The organism is Lutibacter sp., assembly GCF_033723435.1.
GTDB lineage: Bacteria > Bacteroidota > Bacteroidia > Flavobacteriales > Flavobacteriaceae > Lutibacter.
In genome coordinates, this window is the sequence record NZ_JAWVXC010000003.1 from 166,898 (window position 1) to 188,118 (window position 21,221).

18 protein-coding genes and 1 tRNA gene are annotated in these 21,221 nt (G+C 29.5%); 14 read left to right on the top strand and 5 right to left on the bottom strand.

What is annotated here, in order from left to right; translation table 11 throughout:
- Positions 1-149 precede the first annotated feature (149 nt).
- The 4 genes from R3342_RS06590 to R3342_RS06605 form a co-directional block, all read right to left on the bottom strand.
- Positions 150-222, bottom strand: a tRNA-Lys gene (locus R3342_RS06590).
- A 7-nt stretch (positions 223-229) separates the two neighbouring features.
- Entirely contained in the window at positions 230-1,270 is a 1,041-nt protein-coding gene (locus tag R3342_RS06595) for a GMP reductase (protein ID WP_318939155.1), read from the bottom strand.
- A 13-nt stretch (positions 1,271-1,283) separates the two neighbouring features.
- Positions 1,284-2,192, bottom strand: coding sequence for a metallophosphatase (locus tag R3342_RS06600; protein WP_318939157.1), 909 nt, complete (start codon positions 2,190-2,192; stop codon positions 1,284-1,286).
- Between the two features lie 8 nt (positions 2,193-2,200).
- Positions 2,201-2,953: a 5'-nucleotidase gene (locus tag R3342_RS06605; protein ID WP_318939159.1), complete on the bottom strand. Its 753-nt coding sequence runs from the start codon at positions 2,951-2,953 to the stop codon at positions 2,201-2,203.
- A gap of 52 nt (positions 2,954-3,005) precedes the next feature.
- On the opposite strand from R3342_RS06605, the gene R3342_RS06610 reads away from it, so the two are divergent.
- The 13 genes from R3342_RS06610 (at position 3,006) to R3342_RS06670 (ending at position 15,838) form a co-directional block, all read left to right on the top strand.
- Entirely contained in the window at positions 3,006-3,521 is a 516-nt protein-coding gene (locus tag R3342_RS06610) for a DUF6913 domain-containing protein (protein ID WP_318939161.1), read from the top strand.
- Positions 3,521-4,396: a 4-hydroxy-tetrahydrodipicolinate synthase gene (gene dapA, locus R3342_RS06615; RefSeq protein WP_318939162.1), complete on the top strand. Its 876-nt coding sequence runs from the start codon at positions 3,521-3,523 to the stop codon at positions 4,394-4,396. Before R3342_RS06610 ends, dapA begins: the two co-directional genes overlap by 1 nt.
- Before the next feature lie 30 nt (positions 4,397-4,426).
- Entirely contained in the window at positions 4,427-4,939 is a 513-nt protein-coding gene (locus R3342_RS06620; protein WP_318939164.1) for a ferritin, read from the top strand.
- Between the two features lie 123 nt (positions 4,940-5,062).
- Complete coding sequence (locus R3342_RS06625) at positions 5,063-5,890, top strand: outer membrane protein assembly factor BamD (protein WP_318939165.1); 828 nt, start codon at positions 5,063-5,065, stop codon at positions 5,888-5,890.
- A complete protein-coding gene (locus R3342_RS06630) occupies positions 5,880-6,206 on the top strand; it encodes a DNA-directed RNA polymerase subunit omega (RefSeq protein ID WP_318939167.1) in 327 nt (108 codons plus the stop codon). The genes R3342_RS06625 and R3342_RS06630 overlap by 11 nt, the downstream gene beginning before the upstream one ends.
- Positions 6,207-7,421 (top strand): bifunctional phosphopantothenoylcysteine decarboxylase/phosphopantothenate--cysteine ligase CoaBC, encoded by a 1,215-nt coding sequence (gene coaBC / locus R3342_RS06635; RefSeq protein ID WP_318939169.1) that lies wholly within the window; start codon positions 6,207-6,209, stop codon positions 7,419-7,421.
- A complete protein-coding gene (locus tag R3342_RS06640; RefSeq protein WP_318939170.1) occupies positions 7,414-8,304 on the top strand; it encodes a DUF4835 family protein in 891 nt (296 codons plus the stop codon). Before coaBC ends, R3342_RS06640 begins: the two co-directional genes overlap by 8 nt.
- Positions 8,305-8,327: 23 nt before the next feature.
- Entirely contained in the window at positions 8,328-9,980 is a 1,653-nt protein-coding gene (gene recN, locus R3342_RS06645; RefSeq protein WP_318939172.1) for a DNA repair protein RecN, read from the top strand.
- Positions 9,981-10,020: 40 nt separating this feature from the next.
- Positions 10,021-10,881 carry an enoyl-ACP reductase gene (locus tag R3342_RS06650; RefSeq protein ID WP_318939174.1) on the top strand — a complete coding sequence of 287 codons (861 nt, stop codon included), beginning with the start codon at positions 10,021-10,023 and terminating at the stop codon, positions 10,879-10,881.
- Positions 10,882-11,045: 164 nt separating this feature from the next.
- Positions 11,046-11,927, top strand: a complete 882-nt coding sequence (locus R3342_RS06655; protein WP_318939176.1) for an electron transfer flavoprotein subunit beta/FixA family protein — start codon at positions 11,046-11,048, stop codon at positions 11,925-11,927.
- A gap of 26 nt (positions 11,928-11,953) precedes the next feature.
- The gene (locus R3342_RS06660; protein ID WP_318939178.1) at positions 11,954-12,973 is read left to right on the top strand and encodes an electron transfer flavoprotein subunit alpha/FixB family protein; all 1,020 of its coding nucleotides are present in this window, start codon (positions 11,954-11,956) and stop codon (positions 12,971-12,973) included.
- Positions 12,974-13,025: 52 nt separating this feature from the next.
- A complete protein-coding gene (locus R3342_RS06665; RefSeq protein ID WP_318939180.1) occupies positions 13,026-14,753 on the top strand; it encodes an acyl-CoA dehydrogenase family protein in 1,728 nt (575 codons plus the stop codon).
- A 107-nt stretch (positions 14,754-14,860) separates the two neighbouring features.
- Complete coding sequence (locus R3342_RS06670; RefSeq protein WP_318939182.1) at positions 14,861-15,838, top strand: glycosyltransferase; 978 nt, start codon at positions 14,861-14,863, stop codon at positions 15,836-15,838.
- Positions 15,839-15,893: 55 nt separating this feature from the next.
- Here R3342_RS06670 and R3342_RS06675 read toward each other — a convergent pair whose 3' ends face one another.
- Positions 15,894-18,431 carry an ATP-dependent Clp protease ATP-binding subunit gene (locus R3342_RS06675; protein WP_318939184.1) on the bottom strand — a complete coding sequence of 846 codons (2,538 nt, stop codon included), beginning with the start codon at positions 18,429-18,431 and terminating at the stop codon, positions 15,894-15,896.
- Between the two features lie 256 nt (positions 18,432-18,687).
- Between R3342_RS06675 and gyrA the strand changes: the two genes are divergently transcribed.
- On the top strand, positions 18,688-21,213 hold the full coding sequence (gyrA, locus tag R3342_RS06680; protein WP_318939185.1) for a DNA gyrase subunit A: 2,526 nt from the start codon (positions 18,688-18,690) through the stop codon (positions 21,211-21,213).
- The last annotated feature ends 8 nt before the right edge of the window (positions 21,214-21,221 follow it).

Genomic DNA, 21,221 nt, shown 5'->3' on the forward strand with positions numbered 1-21,221 from the left:
TTTATAGGAAGAATAACATTTAAAGGTATAAATAAAATTTTTAAATTTAGTTAAGGAAGTTACATATGCTATTTTATAGTAAAACTGGGTTAATTCATTTATCTATTTAAATTATCATTTTGAAATACGATATAACGAATTTTAAAAAGTCGGCTCCGTGGGTTTCGAACCCACGACCGTCTGATTAAGAGTCAGATGCTCTGCCAGCTGAGCTAGAAGCCGTTTTTAGTTATTTTGAAAACACTTGATTGTGTTGTTCTTGTACTCTAATAAAAGTAGTTCTTTTTGTTAATTCTTTTAATCTTTTTGCTCCAACATATGTGCAGGTAGATCGTAATCCACCTAAAATATCTTGGACTGTATTTTCAACCGGACCTCTGAACGGAATTTCAACAGTTTTACCTTCAGAAGCTCTGTAATTTGCAACTCCACCAGTATGTTTGTTCATAGCTGTTTCAGAACTCATTCCATAAAATTGTTTGAATTCTTGGTTGTTTTTAGTGATAGTTTTTCCTCCACTTTCTGTATGACCAGCAAACATTCCTCCCAACATAACAAAATCAGCTCCACCTCCAAAGGCTTTGGCAACATCTCCTGGAATTTTACATCCTCCATCTGAAACTATTTGTCCTCCTAAACCATGGGCAGCATCAGCACATTCAATAATTGCAGATAGTTGTGGATAGCCAACTCCAGTTTTAACACGAGTAGTACAAACAGATCCAGGGCCAATACCAACTTTTATTATATCAGCACCTGCAAGTAGCAATTCTTCCACCATTTCGCCAGTAACTACGTTACCTGCCATAATTATTTTATCAGAATATAGTTCTCTAGTTTTTTTTACAAAACGAACAAAATGTTCTGAATAACCATTGGCAACATCAATGCAAATAAACTTTATTTCAGGATGTACAGAAAAAATATTTTTCAATTTTTCAGCATCCTTTAAACCTGTACCGGTGCTTACAGCAATATATTCTAAAATGCTTTCATCTGTGTTTTTCAAAAAATTAGTCCATTCGCTAATAGTATAATGTTTGTGGATAGCTGTAAAAATTTTATGTTTTGCTAAAGCTACTGCCATATCAAAAGTACCTACCGTATCCATATTTGCGGCCATTATTGGTACGCCATTCCAAGTTTGATTACTATGTAAAAATGAAAATTCTCTGTCTAATGTAACTTGAGATCTTGAACTTAAGGTAGATCTTTTTGGACGGATCATTACATCTTTAAAGCCTAATTTTAAATCGTTTTCTATACGCATTTTATTATTTTATTTACACTATTATAGTTTTACCATCACTTTTTTTATTGTTATCATCATCAAAATAAAAATCTATTCTTCCTAAATTAACTCCATAACAACCTACCTGATTAACTAACACATTTTCTCCAATTTTGTTTTTTGTAACAGTTGGTTTCGGAAGAAAAGTATGTGTATGACCGCCTATAATTAAGTCAATGTCTTTAGTTTGAGCTGCCAATTTTAAATCGTCAATTTTATCGGATTTATAATGATATCCTAAATGTGATAAGCAAATTACTAAATCGCAATGTTCTTCTTCTTTTAATGTTTTACTTACATTTTGAGCAATTTCAACAGGATATAAATATTTTGTTTCCTTGTAATTTGCTGGATCAACTAAACCTGTAAGTTCAATTCCCAACCCAAAAACGCCAATTTTAATATCGTTTTTTATAAATATTTTATAAGGTTTTATCTGGTTATTTAAAACTGTTTTACTAAAATCGTAATTGGCATTTACAAATGAAAAAGTTGCATTTGGTAATTGTGCATATAAACCATCAATACCATTATCAAAATCATGATTTCCAATAGTTGCAGCGTCGTATTTTAGCATGCTCATTAACTTAAACTCTATTTCTCCACCATAAATATTAAAGTATGGTGTTCCTTGAAAAATATCTCCTGCATCTAATAATAACGTGTTTGGATTTTCTTGTCTAACTTTTTCAATTAAAGTTGCTCGCCTTGCTACTCCTCCTAAATTTGGATAATTTACATCATTTGCAGGAAAAGGTTCTATATGGCTATGCACATCATTAGTGTGTAATATGGTAATATGTTTTTTTGCATTGCTGGAAAATGATTGTAAAGATAATCCTCCAAGAGTTAAAAAAGCAGTTGCAGCAGTAGATTGTTGAATAAATTTTCTTCTTTTCATTACTAGTTTTATTTTTTCATTACAAATCGTCCATCAAGATTAGATTTTAAAGTATCCGTTTCTTTAAAATAATCAATAATTGCATTTCTCATTTTGTAATTTAAAGGATATAAATGAACTGGATTTTTGAAAAAATCCATATGATCTCCTCCATGTTGTAAATAATCTGAAGTTAAAATGTAATAATTTTTTTTATCATTAATTGGCTTGCCATTTATTGAAAAATTATATCCATTGTTGGTAATACTAAGTTTAACTTGCTTTGATAAAGGATGTGCTTTTTTTTGAGTGATTAAAAATTGAATTAACTCTTTTAATTTTTTTGAAGATAACTCGGCTACCACTAAATTGTTTTCAAAAGGCATTAAATTAAAGGCGTTTTTTCTGGTCACATTTCCTTTAGAGATTTCTGCTCTAATTCCTCCAAAATTAAACATGGCGAAATCTATATTTTTACCAGTTCGTTTTTTAAACACAAAATTTCCTTTTTTGTAGCATAAATCAGCTAATAAATTACCTAAAGAACTTTCTAATTCACCATCGGTTGATATTAAATTTTTTGGAGTGTAGCTTAATACTGCATTCATTTCTTTCTCTACTTTCTTTTTATAAGGAAGAATAGTTTTTACAATGGAAGAGTCAGAAGCTAATTTTTCGGTAATGGGAAGTTGTTTTCCTTCTATTTTTACTACGTGAAGAGTGTTTTTTTTGCAACTAAATAGTAAAAGGACGGTTAAAAATGAAATAATTATTTTTTTCATTAAATAAATACTAATGTTTTAATTAATTTTGCGAATGAAAGTGTAAATATAAATGATTTTTACAGGATTTAAACGAAAAACCAATCAAATTTTTATAAAGAATCATATAAATGATTTTTTTAAAAATGAAGCAGAAAGCACCAAACATAAAGTTAAAAATATTTTAATTTTTGTGGATGATGTATCTGAAATTTCGGCTATTAAAAAAGAAATTTTTCAGCAGTTTAAAATTGAAGAAAATCAATTAACAATAGTAGTTTACCAACAAAATAAAACTAAAACAGAATACCCAACAATTTCTCCAAAAAATTTTGGTTGGTATGGTAAACTTAAACAAGAAAAATTTCCATTTAGCTTAACAAAAAAATACGATTTGTTAATAAATTATAGTAAAGTTGACAACCTGTATTTAAATCTGTTATTATTGCAATTGAATATTAGTTTTAAAATAGGTTTTTCACATTTTGATAAACGTTTTTACGATTTGCTTATCGATTGTGAAACTACTGATATTTCTATTTTTACTAATGAAATTAAAAAATATTTAACCATTTTAAATAAATTATAATGAAAGAATTTTTAGGAACAGGTGTTGCACTGGTAACTCCCTTTAACGAAGATAAATCCGTTGACTATAAAGCTTTAGAAAATTTAGTAAATTATCAAATAGAAAATGGTGTAAATTATTTGGTAGTGCTAGGTACTACAGGAGAACCCGCAACATTAACTTTAGAAGAAAAAGAAGAAATAAAGAAAACTATTATAAAAGCAAATAATGGAAAACTTCCATTAATATTAGGTATTGGAGGAAATAATACCCAAGCAGTAATAAACGAAATTAAAACTACTGATTTATCTGCATTTTCGGCAATATTATCGGTTTCTCCATATTATAATAAACCAACTCAAGAAGGAATTTATCAGCATTTTAAAGCTATTTCGGAAAGTTCACCAAAACCAATTATAGTATATAATGTTCCAGGAAGAACCGCAAGTAACATTCTGCCAAAAACTATTTTAAGATTGGCAAATGATTGCAAAAATATTATAGGGGTTAAGGAAGCTGCAGGAGATATTGTACAAGCAATGACTTTAATTCAAAATAAACCAACTAATTTTTTAGTGATTTCAGGAGACGATATGATTGCTTTACCTATGGTTTTAGCTGGTGGAGCAGGAGTTATTTCGGTAATTGGGCAAGGTTATCCAAAAGATTTTTCTTCGTTAATTCAGTTAGGATTAAATAACAAACCTAAAGAAGCTTATCTCCTGCATTATAAATTAATGGATGTTATTAATTATATTTTTGAAGAAGGAAATCCAGCAGGAATAAAAATGCTTTTGAAAAAGTTAAATATAACTAGTAAATATGTTAGGTTACCATTAGTAGAAGTTAGTAATGAATTACACCAAAAAATAGCTGATTTTGTAGAAAATTATTAGTAATTTTGATAGGAATTTAAAAATAAAATTATGTTATCAGAAAGTATGGCAAATGCTTTAAACAAGCAGATTAAAGTAGAAGCAGAATCATCACAAATATATTTAGCAATGGCATCTTGGGCAGAAGTACAAGGCTTAGAAGGAATAGCTGAATTTATGTATGCACAATCGGATGAAGAAAGACAGCACATGCTTAAATTTTTTAAATATATAAATGAAAGAGGAGGACATTCTGTTGTTTCAGAATTAACAAAACCTGCAACTAAATTTGGATCCGTAAAAGAAATGTTTGAAACTTTATTTAAACATGAAGTGTATGTTTCACAAACTATTAATGAATTAGTTCATATTGCATTACAAGAAAAAGATTATGCAACACATAACTTTTTACAATGGTATGTTGCAGAACAAATAGAAGAAGAAGCGCAAGCTCGAACAATTTTAGATAAAATAAACTTAATAGGTGATGCTAAAAGTGGTTTATATATGTTTGATAATGATATTAAGCGATTAACAGTTGTTAGCTCAGTATCTCCAGCTTAAAATAATTAACAAACAATTAAGATTGTTAAGTAATAATTATTGCCAAACCAAGTTATTTTTGTGGTTTAATCAAGTTTAAAAAAAGCATTTTAATAATCCATAATAAATAACTAATTTTGCCAGATGCAAAAAATTAAAAATTACATTTTTATTTTATTGTTCACTAGCACGTTGTTTTCGTGTAGTGAATATCAAAAAGTATTGAATAAAGGGAATGTTCAAGAGCAATATAAAATGGCTACCAAAATGTACGAAGCTCAGAAGTACTCAAAAGCTATTCAGTTGTTTGAAAAAATAACGCCTAGTTATAGAGGGAAACCACAAATGGAGCGTATTCAATATATGGTTGCACAATCTCATTATAATACAAAGCAATATAGTTTAGCTGCCTATTATTTTGATAAATTTGTTAAAAACTATCCAAAAAGTTCAAAGGTTGAAGAAGCAGCGTATTTATCTGCTTATAGTTATTACAAAGCTTCACCAAGGTATAGTTTAGATCAAAAAGATACTAATGAGGCATTAAATGCAATGCAAAATTTTATTTACAAATACCCAACTTCCGATAAAGTTGTAGAAGCAAATAAAACTATAAAAGAGCTTACCTTTAAATTAGAGAAAAAAGCTTTTGAAATTGCAAAGCAATATTATAAAATTCAAGATTATATTGCAGCAGTTACAGCATTTGATAATTTTTTAGGTGATTATTTAGGAAGTTCCTTAAAAGAAGATGCTATGTATTATAAATTTAAAGCAGCTTACGAATTAGGAATAAATAGTTATATTACCAAAAAAGAAGAACGATTAAAAAACGCTATAAAAGCTCAAGAACGATTAAAAAGAAATTTTCCTAAATCAAAATATTTAAGTGAAACAGAAAAATTGAAGGAAGATTTAAATAACCAATTAAAGTCAGTTACAGCACTAAAAACTCAAACTAATGGATTATAAAAACTCAAAAGCAGCAAGTTCAACCATTACTTACGATAAAAATAAAATTGCAGAGCCAACAAGTAATATTTATGAAGCTATTACAATTATTGCAAAAAGAGCACAGCAAATTAATGGTGATTTAAAAAGTGAACTAATTGAAAAATTAGAGGAATTTGCTACTTATACAGACAGTTTAGATGAAGTATTTGAAAATAAAGAGCAAATAGAAGTTTCTAAATTTTACGAAAAATTACCAAAAGCAACTGCAATAGCTGTTGAAGAATGGCTTGAAGGTAAAATTTATTATAGAAATCCAGAAGAAATTCAAGAGTAAATGTCTGTTCTAAGCGGTAAAAATATACTGTTAGGTGTCACCGCCGGTATTGCTGCTTATAAAACAGCACATTTAGTTCGATTATTTATTAAATCTGGAGCCCAGGTTAAAGTGGTAATGACTCCAGCTTCAAAAGATTTTGTTACTCCGTTAACTCTAGCTACACTTTCTAAAAATCCGGTATATTCTACTTTTTTTGATAAAAATGAAGATGAGAATGAAGAATGGAATAGTCATGTAGATTTAGGGCTTTGGGCCGATTATATGGTAATTGCACCAGCAACTGCAAATACTTTATCAAAAATGTCTAATGGTGTTTGTGATAATTTATTATTAGCAAGTTACTTATCCGCTAAATGCCCAGTATTTTTTGCACCTGCAATGGATTTAGACATGTACCAACATCCTGCAACTTCTAAAAGTATAGCAAAACTTAAAAGTTTTGGAAATACTTTTATTCCACCAGCTTCAGGAGAATTAGCAAGTGGTTTAGTTGGAGAAGGTAGAATGGAAGAACCTGAAAATATAGTAGCTTTTATAGAAAAATCTATTATTAAAGGATTGCCTTTTTATGGCAAAAAAGTACTAATTACAGCTGGCCCAACCTATGAAGCTATTGATCCTGTTCGTTTTATAGGAAATCATTCTTCAGGTAAAATGGGATTTGAATTGGCTAAAAAAGCTGCAAATTTAGGAGCAGAAGTTATTTTAATTACTGGACCTTCATCGGAAATAATTTCTAATTCCTTAGTAAAAAGAATTGATGTTGTTAGTGCAGAACAAATGTATGAGGAAACACATAATTATTTTCCTTCTGTAGATATTGCTATATTGTCTGCAGCGGTTTCTGATTATAAACCAAAAGAAGTTGCAAAAAATAAAATAAAGAAAAGTACTGATACTATTTCTTTAGAATTGATAAAAACCAAAGATATTTTAGCATCGTTAGGAGCGATAAAAAAAGAACAAGTTTTAGTTGGTTTTGCATTAGAAACAGCTAATGAGTTGGAAAATGCGAAATCAAAATTACAAAAGAAAAATTTAGATTTTATAGTGCTTAATTCTTTAAATGATGAAGGTGCTGGGTTTAAAAATGAAACAAATAAAGTTACAATTATTGATAAATTCGAAAATATTTCGGAATTTAGTCTAAAATCTAAAGCAGAAGTAGCTTCCGATATTTTTAATGAAATTTTGAATAAAATGTATGCTTAAAAAAACGCTTCAAATTATAACGGTAATGCTTTTAGGTATGTCGTTAAATGCGCAAGAATTACTTTGCACAGTAACGGTTAATGCAGATAAAATACCAGGATCTAACAAACAAAAATTTACCACTTTACAAAATGATTTAACCGAGTTTGTAAATCAAAAACATTGGACTAATTTTAATTATAAAAACCAAGAAAAAATTCATTGTAATTTTACTATTACAATTTTGCAAGAGTCTGGTGATGAATTTAAAGGAAATATCCAAATTCAATCTTCTCGTCCAGTTTATAATGCAACTTATTTAACCCCTGTGTTTAATTTTAAAGATGATGATTTTTCTTTTCAATATACAGAATATCAACCGTTATTGTTTAATCAAAATGCCTACCAATCTAATTTAATTTCAGTAGTTACATTTTATATTTACACAATTATTGGGATGGACGCGGATACTTTTAGTTTGTATGGAGGAACACCTTATTATAATAAAGCACAAAATATATTGGTTCAAGCACAGCAAAGTGGCTATAAAGGTTGGAATCAAAATGATGGAACTAGATCACGATTTGTTTTAATTGATAATATTTTATCACCAACGTATAAAATGTTCCGTAATGCTTTGTATGAATATCATTTAAGAGGTTTAGACATTATGTCTACAGACAAAAAAAATGGTAAAATTAAAATTGCAGGTGCAATTCAAAAACTAAAAAATATATATAATTCAAGGCCAAATGCATTCTTATTACGAATATTTATGGATGCTAAAGCAGATGAAATTGTAAATGTTTTTTCTGACGGACCTTATTTTGATACTTCCTCGTTAAAAGAAGATTTATTAAAAATATCACCACTTAATGCTTCAAAGTGGAATAAAATAAAGTAATTTTATAATTCTAAATTACCTACATGCTTGTATCACTTTCCATAAAAAATTATGCTTTAATTGAAAATTTATCCGTAAATTTTAAAGATAAACTTTCCATTATTACAGGGGAAACAGGTGCTGGAAAATCAGTATTACTTGGAGCTTTAGGTTTGGTGTTAGGTAAACGTGCCGATTTATCTGCTTTAAAAGATTCTTCTAAAAAATGTATTATTGAGGCGCAATTTTCAATTTTAGATTATAATCTAAATTCTTTTTTTGAAAAAAATGATATTGATTTTGAAGCGGAAACAATTATTAGACGAGAGATTTTGCCTTCAGGAAAATCAAGAGCATTTATTAATGATACTCCAACTACACTAACTATTTTACAATCGTTAAGTGAAAAGTTGATAGATATTCATTCGCAACATCAAACATTACAGTTGGCAGATATTAATTTTCAATTTCATATTATAGATGCTTTAGCAAATAATGCTACTAAATTAGTGTCCTATTCAAAAGGATTGAAATTATATAATCAATTAAAAAAAGATTTGCGAGAATTGTTGAGTAATCAACAAAAAGCACAACAAAGTTACGAGTATAATTCACATTTGTATCAAGAGCTTGTACAAGCAAAATTAGTTGTTGGAGAACAAGAAGAAATTGAGCAGGCTTTAGATAAATTAAACAATATTGAATCTATTAAATTAAACTTATCAGAAGCAGAGAATATTACCTATAATGATGAAATTGGGTTACTTGCTTTGTTAAATTCAGTTACTTCTAAAATAGAACAAATTAGTTCTTATTCAAATGAATATAAAGATCTGTATGCTAGAATTTTAAGTGTAAAAATTGAAGCAGATGATATTGCTAACGAATTAGTTTATCTAAATGAGAACGTAAATTTTGAGCCATCAGAACTAGAAAAACTTAATAATAGATTACAGCTAATTTATAATTTACAGCAAAAACATTTAGTTAAAACTGTAGGTGAGTTGCTAGAAAAACAAAGTAATTTAGAGAAGGAAGTAAGTATGGTGGAAAATTCTGCAACGTTAATTTCAGAAAAAGAAAAAGAAATTAAAAATGTTACAGAAAAACTAGATGCTTTAGCAAATACTATTAGTGTTTCCAGACAAAAAGCAATTCCAATTTTTATAAAAAAAATGGAAAAACAACTTGCAAATTTAGGAATGGAAAATACACGATTAAAATGGAATTTGACCTTAACAGATCAATACTTTTTAAATGGTAAAGATGAATTGGAGTTGCTAATTTCAGCAAATAAAGGTTTAAATTTTGGAACACTTCAAAAAATTGCTTCTGGAGGTGAATTATCTAGAATTATGCTTTCAGTAAAAGCAATTTTGTCAGACTATTTAAAATTACCAACTATAATTTTTGATGAAATTGATTCTGGAGTATCAGGATCAATTGCACAAAAAGTAGCGGATATTATGGTTCAAATGAGCAAAAATATGCAGGTAATTGCAATTACACATTTACCACAAATAGCCGCAAAAGGAAAACAACATTATAAAGTGTTTAAACAAGAGATGAATAATCAAATTGTAACACAATTAAAAGAATTAACACCTGAAGAACGAATTGTTGAAATAGCAGAAATGCTAAGTGGAAAAAACACTTCAACTACTGCAATTGAACACGCAAAACAATTGTTAAACTAGAATTACTATATTTGCAAACTATTAAAATTAAAATACAATTATGTATAATTTACTTAAAGGGAAAAAAGGAATTATTTTTGGAGCATTAGATTCTAAATCTATTGCTTGGAAAGTAGCAGAAAGAGCACACGAAGAAGGAGCAACTTTTGTTTTAACAAATGCACCTGTTGCGTTACGCCTTGGAACAATTTCTGAATTGGCTGAAAAAACTGGATCAAAAGTTATACCAGCAGATGCTACATCAATTATGGATTTAGAACATCTAGTTGATCAAGCAATGGAAATATTAGGTGGTAAAATTGATTTTGTACTACATTCAATAGGTATGTCTGTTAATGTACGTAGAGGAAATCACTATACACACCAAGATTATAATTTTACTAAAACAGGTTGGGATGTATCTGCATTATCTTTTCACAGAGTAATGAGTGTTTTATATCAAAGAAATGCAATGAATGAATGGGGAAGTATTGTTGCATTAACTTATATGGCAGCACAACGAGTTTTTCCTGATTATAATGATATGGCAGATAACAAAGCATACTTAGAATCTATAGCTCGTAGTTTTGGATATTTCTTTGGAAGAGATCATAAAGTTAGAGTAAACACAATTTCTCAATCGCCAACACCAACTACAGCAGGAAGTGGAGTTAAAGGTTTTGATGGGTTTATAGCTTATGCAGAAAAAATGTCTCCTTTAGGAAACGCAACTGCATTAGAATGTGCTGATTATACTATTTCGTTATTTTCTGATTTAACTAAAAAAGTAACACTTCAAAACTTATTTCACGATGGAGGTTTTTCAAATATGGGAGTAAGTACAGCCATAATGGAGGACTTTATGAAAAATGAAACTTCAAATGAAGTTGTTGAAGAGCCTAAAAAGAAAGATAAAAAATAAAACTTTTTCTTAAAGAATATTAAAAAGCGGTGATTAATTAATCACCGCTTTTTTTTGTAAAAAGATTAAATATCAAAATATTAAGAAGTATGAGCATTGTCATGGTTTAGGTGAACTAATTACTCTATTTTTGGTAGGATTTATTATTTCTAACCAGAATATTCATGAGACCACTTAAAATTATAGTACTAGCAAAGCAAGTGCCTGATACTCGAAATGTAGGACCTGATGCAATGAAGCCAGATGGTACAGTAAATAGAGTTAAACTTTCAACTGTTTTTAATCCAGATGATTTACATGCGCTCGAACTAGCATTAAATATTAAAGATAGAATCCCAGGCACAGAAGTTACAATTTTAACAATGGGACCTCCTAAAGCAGCCGATATTATTAGAGAAGGTTATTATAGAGGAGTTGATAAAGGAGTTATAATTTCGGATAGGCGTTTTGGAGGTGCAGATACGTTAGCTACAAGTTATACTTTGGCAAAAGGAATTGAAAAACTAGCTCCATTCGATCTGGTTCTTGGAGGAAGACAAGCAATTGATGGCGATACAGCTCAAGTTGGACCACAATGCGCCGAAAAATTAAAAATTCCACAAATAACTTACGTTGAAGAAATCTTAGAAATTAATGATACTGGTATTATAGCTAGAAGACGATTAGAAAAAGGAGTAGAATCTGTATCCTCACCTTTTCCTTGTTTAATAACAGTTCATGGTTCATCACCGGAATGCAGAAGAAGACAAGCCAAAAAGGTAATGAAATATAAGTATGCTAGAACTGAAACGGAATTAAGTTCTAGAAATATTGATGAATTATTTATAAAATTAAATAAAGAAAGACCTTATTTAAATATTCCTGAATGGAATGTTGAGGATATAAATGCAGAAGCACATAGAATTGGATTAGCAGGATCACCAACAAAAGTAAAAAGTGTAAATAGTATAGTTTTAACTGCTAGTGAAACAAAACGTTTAAGTGATTCTGATACAGATATTGAAGAAATGATTAAAGAACTAATAATACATCACACCATAGGGTAGTGGTTATAACTTTAAAATAATTACAAATGAAAAGTGTATTTGTCTATTGTGAAGTAGAAGATCATAAAATAGCAGAAATAAGTCTTGAAATAATTTCTGCAGGTAAAAAACTTGCCCAAAAATTAGGATGTTCATTAGAAGCTATGGTTTTTGGAGAAAATTTAAACAAAATAGAAAACCAGATTTCAAAATATGGAGTTGATAAAATTTATGTTGCAGATGATAAAAGATTGGAGCCATACAGAACATTACCACATGCAGCTTTAGCAACTCAAATTTTAAAAGAAGAAGATCCTCAAATTGTTTTATTTGGAGCTACATCTATTGGAAGAGATTTAGCGCCTAGGTTAGCTTCAGTTCTTAATTGTGGTTTAACTGCCGATTGTACAATTTTAGATATTGGAGATCATTTTGTAAAAAAAGAAAAGAAAGAATATAAAAATTTACTTTACGCAATTCGCCCAGCTTTTGGAGGTAGTATTATGGCAAATATTATCAATTGGGACATGCATCCTCAAATGGCAACGGTTAGAGAAGGCGTTATGAAAAAAGAAATTTTTGATGCTAATTATACTACAGAAGTTGTTAATGTTAAAGTTGATGAAGTACTAAAGGAAGAAGATTTTGTTGTAAAAATTATTGATCGTCATATGGAACAATCCGATGTTAATTTAAAAGATGCAACAATAATTGTTGCTGGAGGTTATGGCGTTGGTTCTAAAGAAAATTTTAAACATTTAGAAGAATTAGCAAATTTACTAGGAGGAGAAGTAGGAGGTTCCAGAGCTGCAGTTGATGCTGGTTATATTAAACATAATAGGCAAATTGGACAAACAGGAACTACAGTTAGGCCTAAGTTATATATTGCAGCTGGAATATCAGGCGCTATTCAACATACTGCAGGAATGCAAGATGCGTCATTAATTATTTCAATTAATAAAGATCCTGAAGCTCCAATTAATAAATTGGCAGATTATGTAATTGAAGGAGATTTGGTAGAAGTAATTCCAAAAATGATTAAATACTACAAAAAAAACGCAAAATAGAATAAAAATATAGAGGAGTTTTCAGTAAAACTCAAACCAAAAAACTATAAAAATGGATAATTTTTTTCAAGATACGCCCGATTTCAAATTTCATTTAGATCATCCTTTGGTACAAAAAATTGTTAAATTAAAAGAAAGCGATTTTAAAGAATCGGAAACTTTTGATTTTGCGCCTTTTAATCATGAAGACGCAATAGATACTTATGAAAAAATATTAGAAATAGTTGGCGATATTTGTGCTAATACTATAGCGGGGAATGCGGAATCTGTTGATGTTGAAGGTCCACATATTGAAAATAATGAAGTTATTTACGCTAAAGGAACTTCTTCGGACTATAAAGCTTTATATGATGCAGGTTTAATAGGAATGTCTTTACCAAGAAAATTTGGAGGATTGAACTTTCCTTTACTTCCTTATGTAATGGCAGCAGAAATGGTAGCAAGAGCAGATGCAGGTTTTGCTAATATTTGGGGACTTCAAGATTGTGCCGAAACTATTAACGAATTTGGCTCAGAAGAACAAAGAGAAAAATATTTGCCAAGATTTAATCGTGATGGTACAACTGCAGCTATGGTTTTAACAGAACCTGATGCTGGTTCCGATTTACAATCCGTGCAATTAAAAGCTACTTTTGATGAAGAAAATAATATTTGGAGATTAAACGGAGTAAAACGATTTATCACTAATGGTGATGCAGATATTTCTTTAGTTTTGGCAAGATCAGAAGAGAATACTACGGATGCTAGAGGTTTATCTATGTTTATTTATGATCGTAAAAATAAAGCTGTTGAAGTAAGACATTTAGAAAAAAAACTAGGAATAAAAGGTTCTCCAACGTGTGAATTAGTGTTTAAAGATGCACCCGCAGAATTAGTAGGTAAAGAACGTTTTGGATTGATTAAATACGTTATGGCTTTAATGAATTCTGCTCGTTTAGGTGTTGGTGCTCAATCGGTAGGAATTGCGGATGCAGCATACAGAGAAGCTCTTAAATATGCAGAAGAAAGAGCTCAATTTGGAAAGTATATTATGGACTTTCCAGCAGTTTATGAAATGCTTACTAATATGAAAATTCGTTTAGATGCAATTCGTTCCTTATTATATGAGACTACAAGGTTTGTAGATATTTCTAAAGTATTTGAAGAGGTAATGAGAGATAGAAAATTAGAGCAGGAAGAACGTATGGAAATGAAACATTATATGAAACTTGCAAATGTTTTTACGCCACTTATTAAAATGACGGCAAGTGAAGCTTGTAATAAAATGGCTTACGACTCTTTGCAAATTCATGGAGGTACAGGTTTTATGAAAGATTTTCCTATTGAGCGGATTTATCGTGATGCTCGAATTACTTCAATTTATGAAGGAACTACTCAATTACAAACCATTGCTGCAATAAAAGGAGTTACTACAAATGTTTTCTTAGAACAAATGAAAGTTTATGAAAGTGAAGTCTTAGAGGAAAATGAGGAATTGAAAAAAGTGCTTCAAGAAATGACTAAGGAATACGAAAATATTATAAGTAAAGTTGAAGAGATTAATAATGCAGAATATTTAGATTTTCATTCGAGAAGATTGGTGGAAATGGCTGGAAATATTATTATGGGATATTTATTAATTATAAACGGTCAAAGAGAACCTAAATTCATTAAATCAGCTAAGTTATTTATAGATTTAATTCGTTCTGAAAATACAGAAAAGTTCAATTATATAAACAACTTTAAAATTGAAAATTTGGAATTATATAAGCTAAAAACATCCGAGCTTATTGAAAATTAGTAGAACATTTAATTGTAAACTTAAATATTAAGCCCTCAATTTTTGAGGGTTTTTTTAGGCTTTCAAATTTTAATCAATATCTTTGATTCATATTACAAAATAGTTTGATGAACTTAAATGACGGTACTAAATATTTGAAATTTTCCATTATAATTCCAGTATATAATCGACCTCAAGAAATTGAAGAATTGTTGGAGAGTTTGACAAAACAATCCTATAAAAATGATTTTGAAGTTATTGTGGTAGAAGATGGTTCAACATTAAGTTCAAAGGGAATTGTTGAGCAATTTTTAAATAAATTAAATGTAACTTATTATTTTAAAAAGAATAGTGGCGCTGGATTAAGTAGGAATTTTGGAATGCAAAAAGCTACTGGAAATTATTTCATTATTTTTGATTCGGATTGTATTATTCCTTCAAATTATTTAGAAGAAGTTGAAAAAAAATTAACCTCAAATTATACCGATGCTTTTGGAGGAGCAGATGCTGCGCATAAAAGTTTTAGTATTATTCAAAAAGCAATAAATTATAGCATGACTTCCTTTTTAACTACTGGAGGTTTGCGTGGAAATAAAAAAGCAATCCATAAATTTCAACCACGAAGCTTTAACTTTGGAATTTCAAAAAAAGCTTTTGAAAAAACTAAAGGTTTTTCGGTAATGAAAATAGGAGAAGATATTGATTTAACTTTTAGGTTGTGGCAGCATAATTTTGAAACTCAGTTTATTGAAAACGCTTTTGTTTATCATAAAAGAAGAGTTTCTTTTTCTAAATTTTTTAAACAAGTTTTTGCATTTGGAAAAGGAAGACCATTCTTAAATAAAAAATATCCAGAAACTTCCAAATTATCCTTTTGGCTACCAACATTGTTTATTATAGGATTTTTTATTGCAATTGTTTGCTTGTTAAGTGGGTTTATATTGCCAATTATTGTTTACGCTATTTATTTTATACTACTTTTTTTTGATTCCTTATTTAAAAATAAAAATATTGGAGTTGCATTGTTTAGCGTTGTATCTACTTGTATACAATTTACAGGTTATGGATTAGGATTTTTGTTAGGTGTTTTTTTTAAAACAAAATAGGATTTTAAAAGCTTAACTTTCAAAATCCTATTTCAATAAGTATTAATTATTAATTTTATACTTTATCTTTTCCTTTGCCTTTATTTATTTTTATAGTTAATTCATTCGTTTTTTTGTCTAAATCCATAAAAATAGAATCACCTTCATTTAATTTTGAATTCACTATTTCTTCCGCCAAAGTATCTTCAATATATTTCTGAATCGCTCTTTTTAAAGGTCTTGCGCCATACTGTCTATCAAAGCCTTTGTCTGCTATGTAATCTTTAGCTGCATCAGAAAGCGTTAATGAATATCCTAAACTATCAATTCTTTTTAAAAGTTTGCTTAACTCAATATCAATAATAGAATGAATATCTTCTTTTTCTAAAGAATTAAATACGATAACATCATCAATTCTATTTAAAAATTCAGGGGCAAAAGACTTTTTTAAAGCGTTTTCAATTACACTTTTTGCAGCAGAATCAGCTTGTGCTTTTTTAGAAGAAGTTCCAAATCCAACACCTGTTCCAAAATCTTTTAATTGACGAGAACCAATATTGGAAGTCATAATAATAATGGTATTTCTAAAGTCAATTCTTCTACCTAAACTATCGGTAATATGTCCATCATCTAGAATTTGCAATAGCATATTAAAAACATCAGGATGTGCCTTTTCAATTTCATCAAGTAATACAACAGCATATGGTTTACGTCTAATTTTTTCGGTTAATTGTCCACCTTCCTCATAACCTATGTATCCTGGAGGAGCTCCAACTAAACGAGAGATGGCAAATTTCTCCATATACTCACTCATATCAATTCTCACTAAAGCATCTTCACTATCAAAAAGTTCTGTAGCTAATACTTTAGCAAGTTGTGTTTTACCAACACCTGTTTGACCTAAAAATATAAACGATCCAATTGGCTTGTTTGGGTCTTTTAATCCAATTCTATTACGTTGAATTGCTTTAACTACTTTGGCTACAGCTTCATCTTGCCCAATTACTTTTCCTTTAATTAATTTAGGTAAATCATTTAAGCGTTTACTTTCAGCTTCTGCAACTCTGTTAACAGGAATTCCAGTCATCATAGAAACCACTTCGGCAACATTATCTTCAGTAACCGTTTCTCTATGTAATTTTGATGCTTCTTCCCATTTTAATTGTTCGGTTTCTAATAAGCCTTCTACTCTTTTTTCATCATCACGTAGTCTAGCTGCTTCCTCATATTTTTGTCCGGTTACTGCTGCGGTTTTATCTTTTCGAATAGTCTCTAATTGACTTTCTAATTGTAAAACTTCTTTTGGGACTACTATATTAGTTATATGAATTCGAGAGCCTGCTTCATCCATTGCATCTATAGCTTTGTCAGGTAAATACCTGTCAGTCATATATCTATTGGTTAAATTTACACAAGCTTCAATTGCACCATCAGTATAATCTACATTATGATGATCTTCATATTTATCTTTTATGTTTTGTAAAATTTGGATGGTTTCTTCAACAGTAGTAGGTTCTACTATAATTTTCTGAAATCTTCGTTCTAAAGCACCATCTTTTTCTATATTAGTTCTGTATTCATCTAAAGTTGTTGCGCCAATACATTGAATCTCTCCGCGTGCAAGGGCAGGTTTAAGCATGTTAGATGCATCTAATGAACCAGTTGCGCCTCCAGCGCCAACAATAGTATGAATTTCATCAATAAATAAAATGATGTCTTCATTTTTTTCTAACTCATTCATCAAAGCTTTCATGCGCTCTTCAAATTGTCCGCGATATTTTGTACCAGCAACTAAACTAGCTAAATCTAAAGAAACAATTCTTTTATTAAATAAAATTCTAGATACTTTACGTTGGATTATTCGCAAAGCTAAACCTTCTGCAATGGCAGATTTACCTACACCAGGTTCTCCAATAAGCATTGGATTATTTTTCTTTCTTCTACTTAAAATTTGAGAAACTCGTTCAATTTCTTTTTTTCTACCAACCACTGGATCTAAGTTTCCTTCTTCCGCTAAGCGAGTTAAATCGCGTCCGAAATTATCTAATACTGGAGTTTTAGATTTTTTTGGTACGGATTTTCCTCCTTTTTGTTGTTCAAAAGGATTTGATTTTGGTGTTTCAAAATCTCCATCAGATGTGTTTTCCGCTTTTGGAATATTTAATTCTTCATCTTCCATAAATAGTTGTTTAAATACAATTTTTACATCGGCATAATTAACGGTGAAATTTTGTAATACTTTAGTAGTTGGATCATTTTCATTTCTTAAAATACAGAGTAATAAATGAGCTGTATTAACAGATTCACTATTGTATAGCTTAGCTTCTAAAAAAGTAGTTTTAAGTGCTTTTTCGGCTTGTTTGGTTAAATGAATACTTTTAGATTCATTAATAGAATATGCTTCATTAACGTTATTTAAGCTTTCAATTTTTTTACGTAAATGATCTAAATTAATATCTAAATATTTTAAAATTTCAATAGCCTTTCCATCTCCTTTTCTTAGAAGTCCTAAAATTAAGTGCTCAGTTCCAATAAAATCATGCCCTAAACGTACAGCCTCTTCTTTGCTATAAGCAATTACATCTTTAACTTTTGGTGAAAAATTATCGTCCATAGTATTGTGTTTATATGGTAAAATTAGTTGATTTTTTTCTTATTTTATTACAAAAATAGCGCCAGTTTTTTTTAACAAATAAATATCAATTTTAAATATTATTATTATTCACTGATAATCAACACATTAACTTGTGTTTTTTCAACTAAATATTGTTGATAAAAATTATAAATTCAATAAGTAATATAAGTTGTAAAAAAATGAAATATTGTATATTGCTTTGTTAAAAAATCAAGAATAAATTAAATAAAAAATAATGTCAGACGGAGAAAAACTAATACCGATAAACATTGAAGATCAAATGAAATCTGCTTACATTGATTATTCAATGTCAGTAATTGTTTCAAGAGCATTACCTGATGTAAGAGATGGTTTAAAACCAGTGCATAGAAGGGTTTTGTTTGGAATGCATGAATTAGGAATTAAAGCTACTGGATCATATAAAAAATCTGCAAGAGTTGTAGGGGAAGTACTTGGTAAGTATCACCCTCATGGAGATACTTCTGTGTACGATTCTATGGTTAGAATGGCTCAAGATTGGAGTGTTCGTTATATGATGGTAGATGGGCAAGGTAACTTTGGATCTGTAGATGGTGATAGCCCTGCAGCAATGCGTTATACAGAGGTTAGAATGCAAAAAATATCAGAAGAAATGTTATCTGATATTGAAAAAGATACAGTTGATCATGCTTTAAACTTTGACGATACTTTAAATGAACCAACAGTTTTACCAACTCGAATTCCAAATTTATTGGTTAATGGAGCTTCAGGTATTGCAGTTGGTATGGCTACTAACATGGCTCCACATAATTTAACCGAAGTTATTAATGGAACGTTAGCTTATATTGATAACCGAGAAATTGAAATTTCAGAGTTAATGCAATATATAAAAGCTCCAGATTTTCCAACAGGAGGTACAATTTATGGTTACGATGGTGTAAAAGATGCATTTGAAACAGGTAGAGGTAGGATTGTATTACGTGCAAAATCGGTTATTGAAGAAGTAAATGGTCGCGAGTGCATTATTGTTTCTGAAATTCCTTATCAAGTTAATAAAGCAGAAATGATTAAAAAAACTGCCGAATTAGTTAATGATAAAAAAATAGAAGGAATAGCTAATATTCGTGATGAATCCGATAGAAAAGGAATGCGAATTGTATATGTTTTAAAACGCGATGCTATCCCAAATATCGTTTTAAATAAACTGTATAAATATACTGCACTTCAAACATCATTTAGTGTAAACAATATTGCTTTAGTGAATGGTCGCCCTCAACAATTAAATTTAAAACAACTTATCCATTACTTTGTTGAACATAGACATGATGTTATAGTTAGAAGAACCAAATTTGAACTTAAAAAAGCAGAAGCTAGAGCTCATATTTTAGAAGGTTTAATTATTGCAAGTGATAATATTGATGAAGTAATTAAAATTATTAGAGGATCTTCAAATGCCGATGAAGCTAGAGAAAGTTTAATCTCTCGTTTTAAATTAACTGAAATTCAAGCCAAAGCAATTGTTGAAATGAGATTGAGGCAATTAACTGGTTTAGAGCAGGATAAGTTGCGTTCTGAATATGATGAGTTAATTAAAACAATTGAAAATTTAAAAGATATTTTAGAAAACGAACCAAGAAGATTCGAAATTATAAAAGAAGAATTAGTAGCAGTTAGAGATAAATATGGTGATGATCGTAGATCTGTAATAGAATATGCAGGAGGAAGCCTATCTATAGAAGATATGATACCTAATACAAAAGTAGTGGTAACTATTTCTCATGCTGGTTATGTAAAACGAACTAATTTAGACGAATATAAAGTTCAAAATAGAGGAGGTAAAGGGCATAAAGGTGTAGCAACTAGAAATGAAGATTTCTTAGAAAAATTATTTGTTGGTACAAATCATCAATATATGTTATTCTTTACTCAAAAAGGAAAAGTATTTTGGATGAGAGTTTATGAAATTCCTGAAGGAGGAAAAGGATCTAAAGGAAGAGCTATCCAAAATCTAATAAATATTGAACAAGATGATATGGTTAAAGCCTTTTTAGTTACAGAAGATTTAAAAGATGAAGATTATATAAATAATCATTATGTCATTATGGCAACTAAAAATGGTCAAGTTAAAAAAACACCATTAGAACAATATTCTCGTCCAAGAACTAATGGAATTAATGCAATAACAATTAAAGAAGGTGATGAATTATTAGAAGCTAAACTAACTACTGGCGATAGCCAAGTAATGTTAGCTGTAAAATCTGGTAAGGCTATTCGTTTTGAAGAAAGTAAAACCAGACCAATGGGTAGAAATGCTTCAGGTGTTAGAGGTATTACTTTAGCCAATGATAAAGACGAAGTAGTAGGTATGCTTGCTGTGAATAATGAAGATGATAATATTCTTGTAGTATCTGAAAACGGTTATGGAAAACGTTCTAATTTAGACGATTATAGAATTACAAACCGAGGAGGAAAAGGAGTTAAAACAATCAATGTTACAGAAAAAACAGGTAGTTTAGTAGCTATTAAAAATGTTACTGATGAAGATGATTTAATGATTATTAATAAATCTGGAATAACTATTAGGTTAGCTATAGATACTTTAAGAGTTATGGGAAGAGCTACTCAAGGTGTAAAACTTATCAATTTAAATGATAATGATTCTATAGCTGCTGTCGCAAAAGTTATGCATGAAGAAGAAGGAGACAGTGTTGATGAAACCCTTGAAGAAAATAATGGCACGGAAATTGAAAAAGATAATGAAGCAAATACAAATGAAGAATAAATCAAATA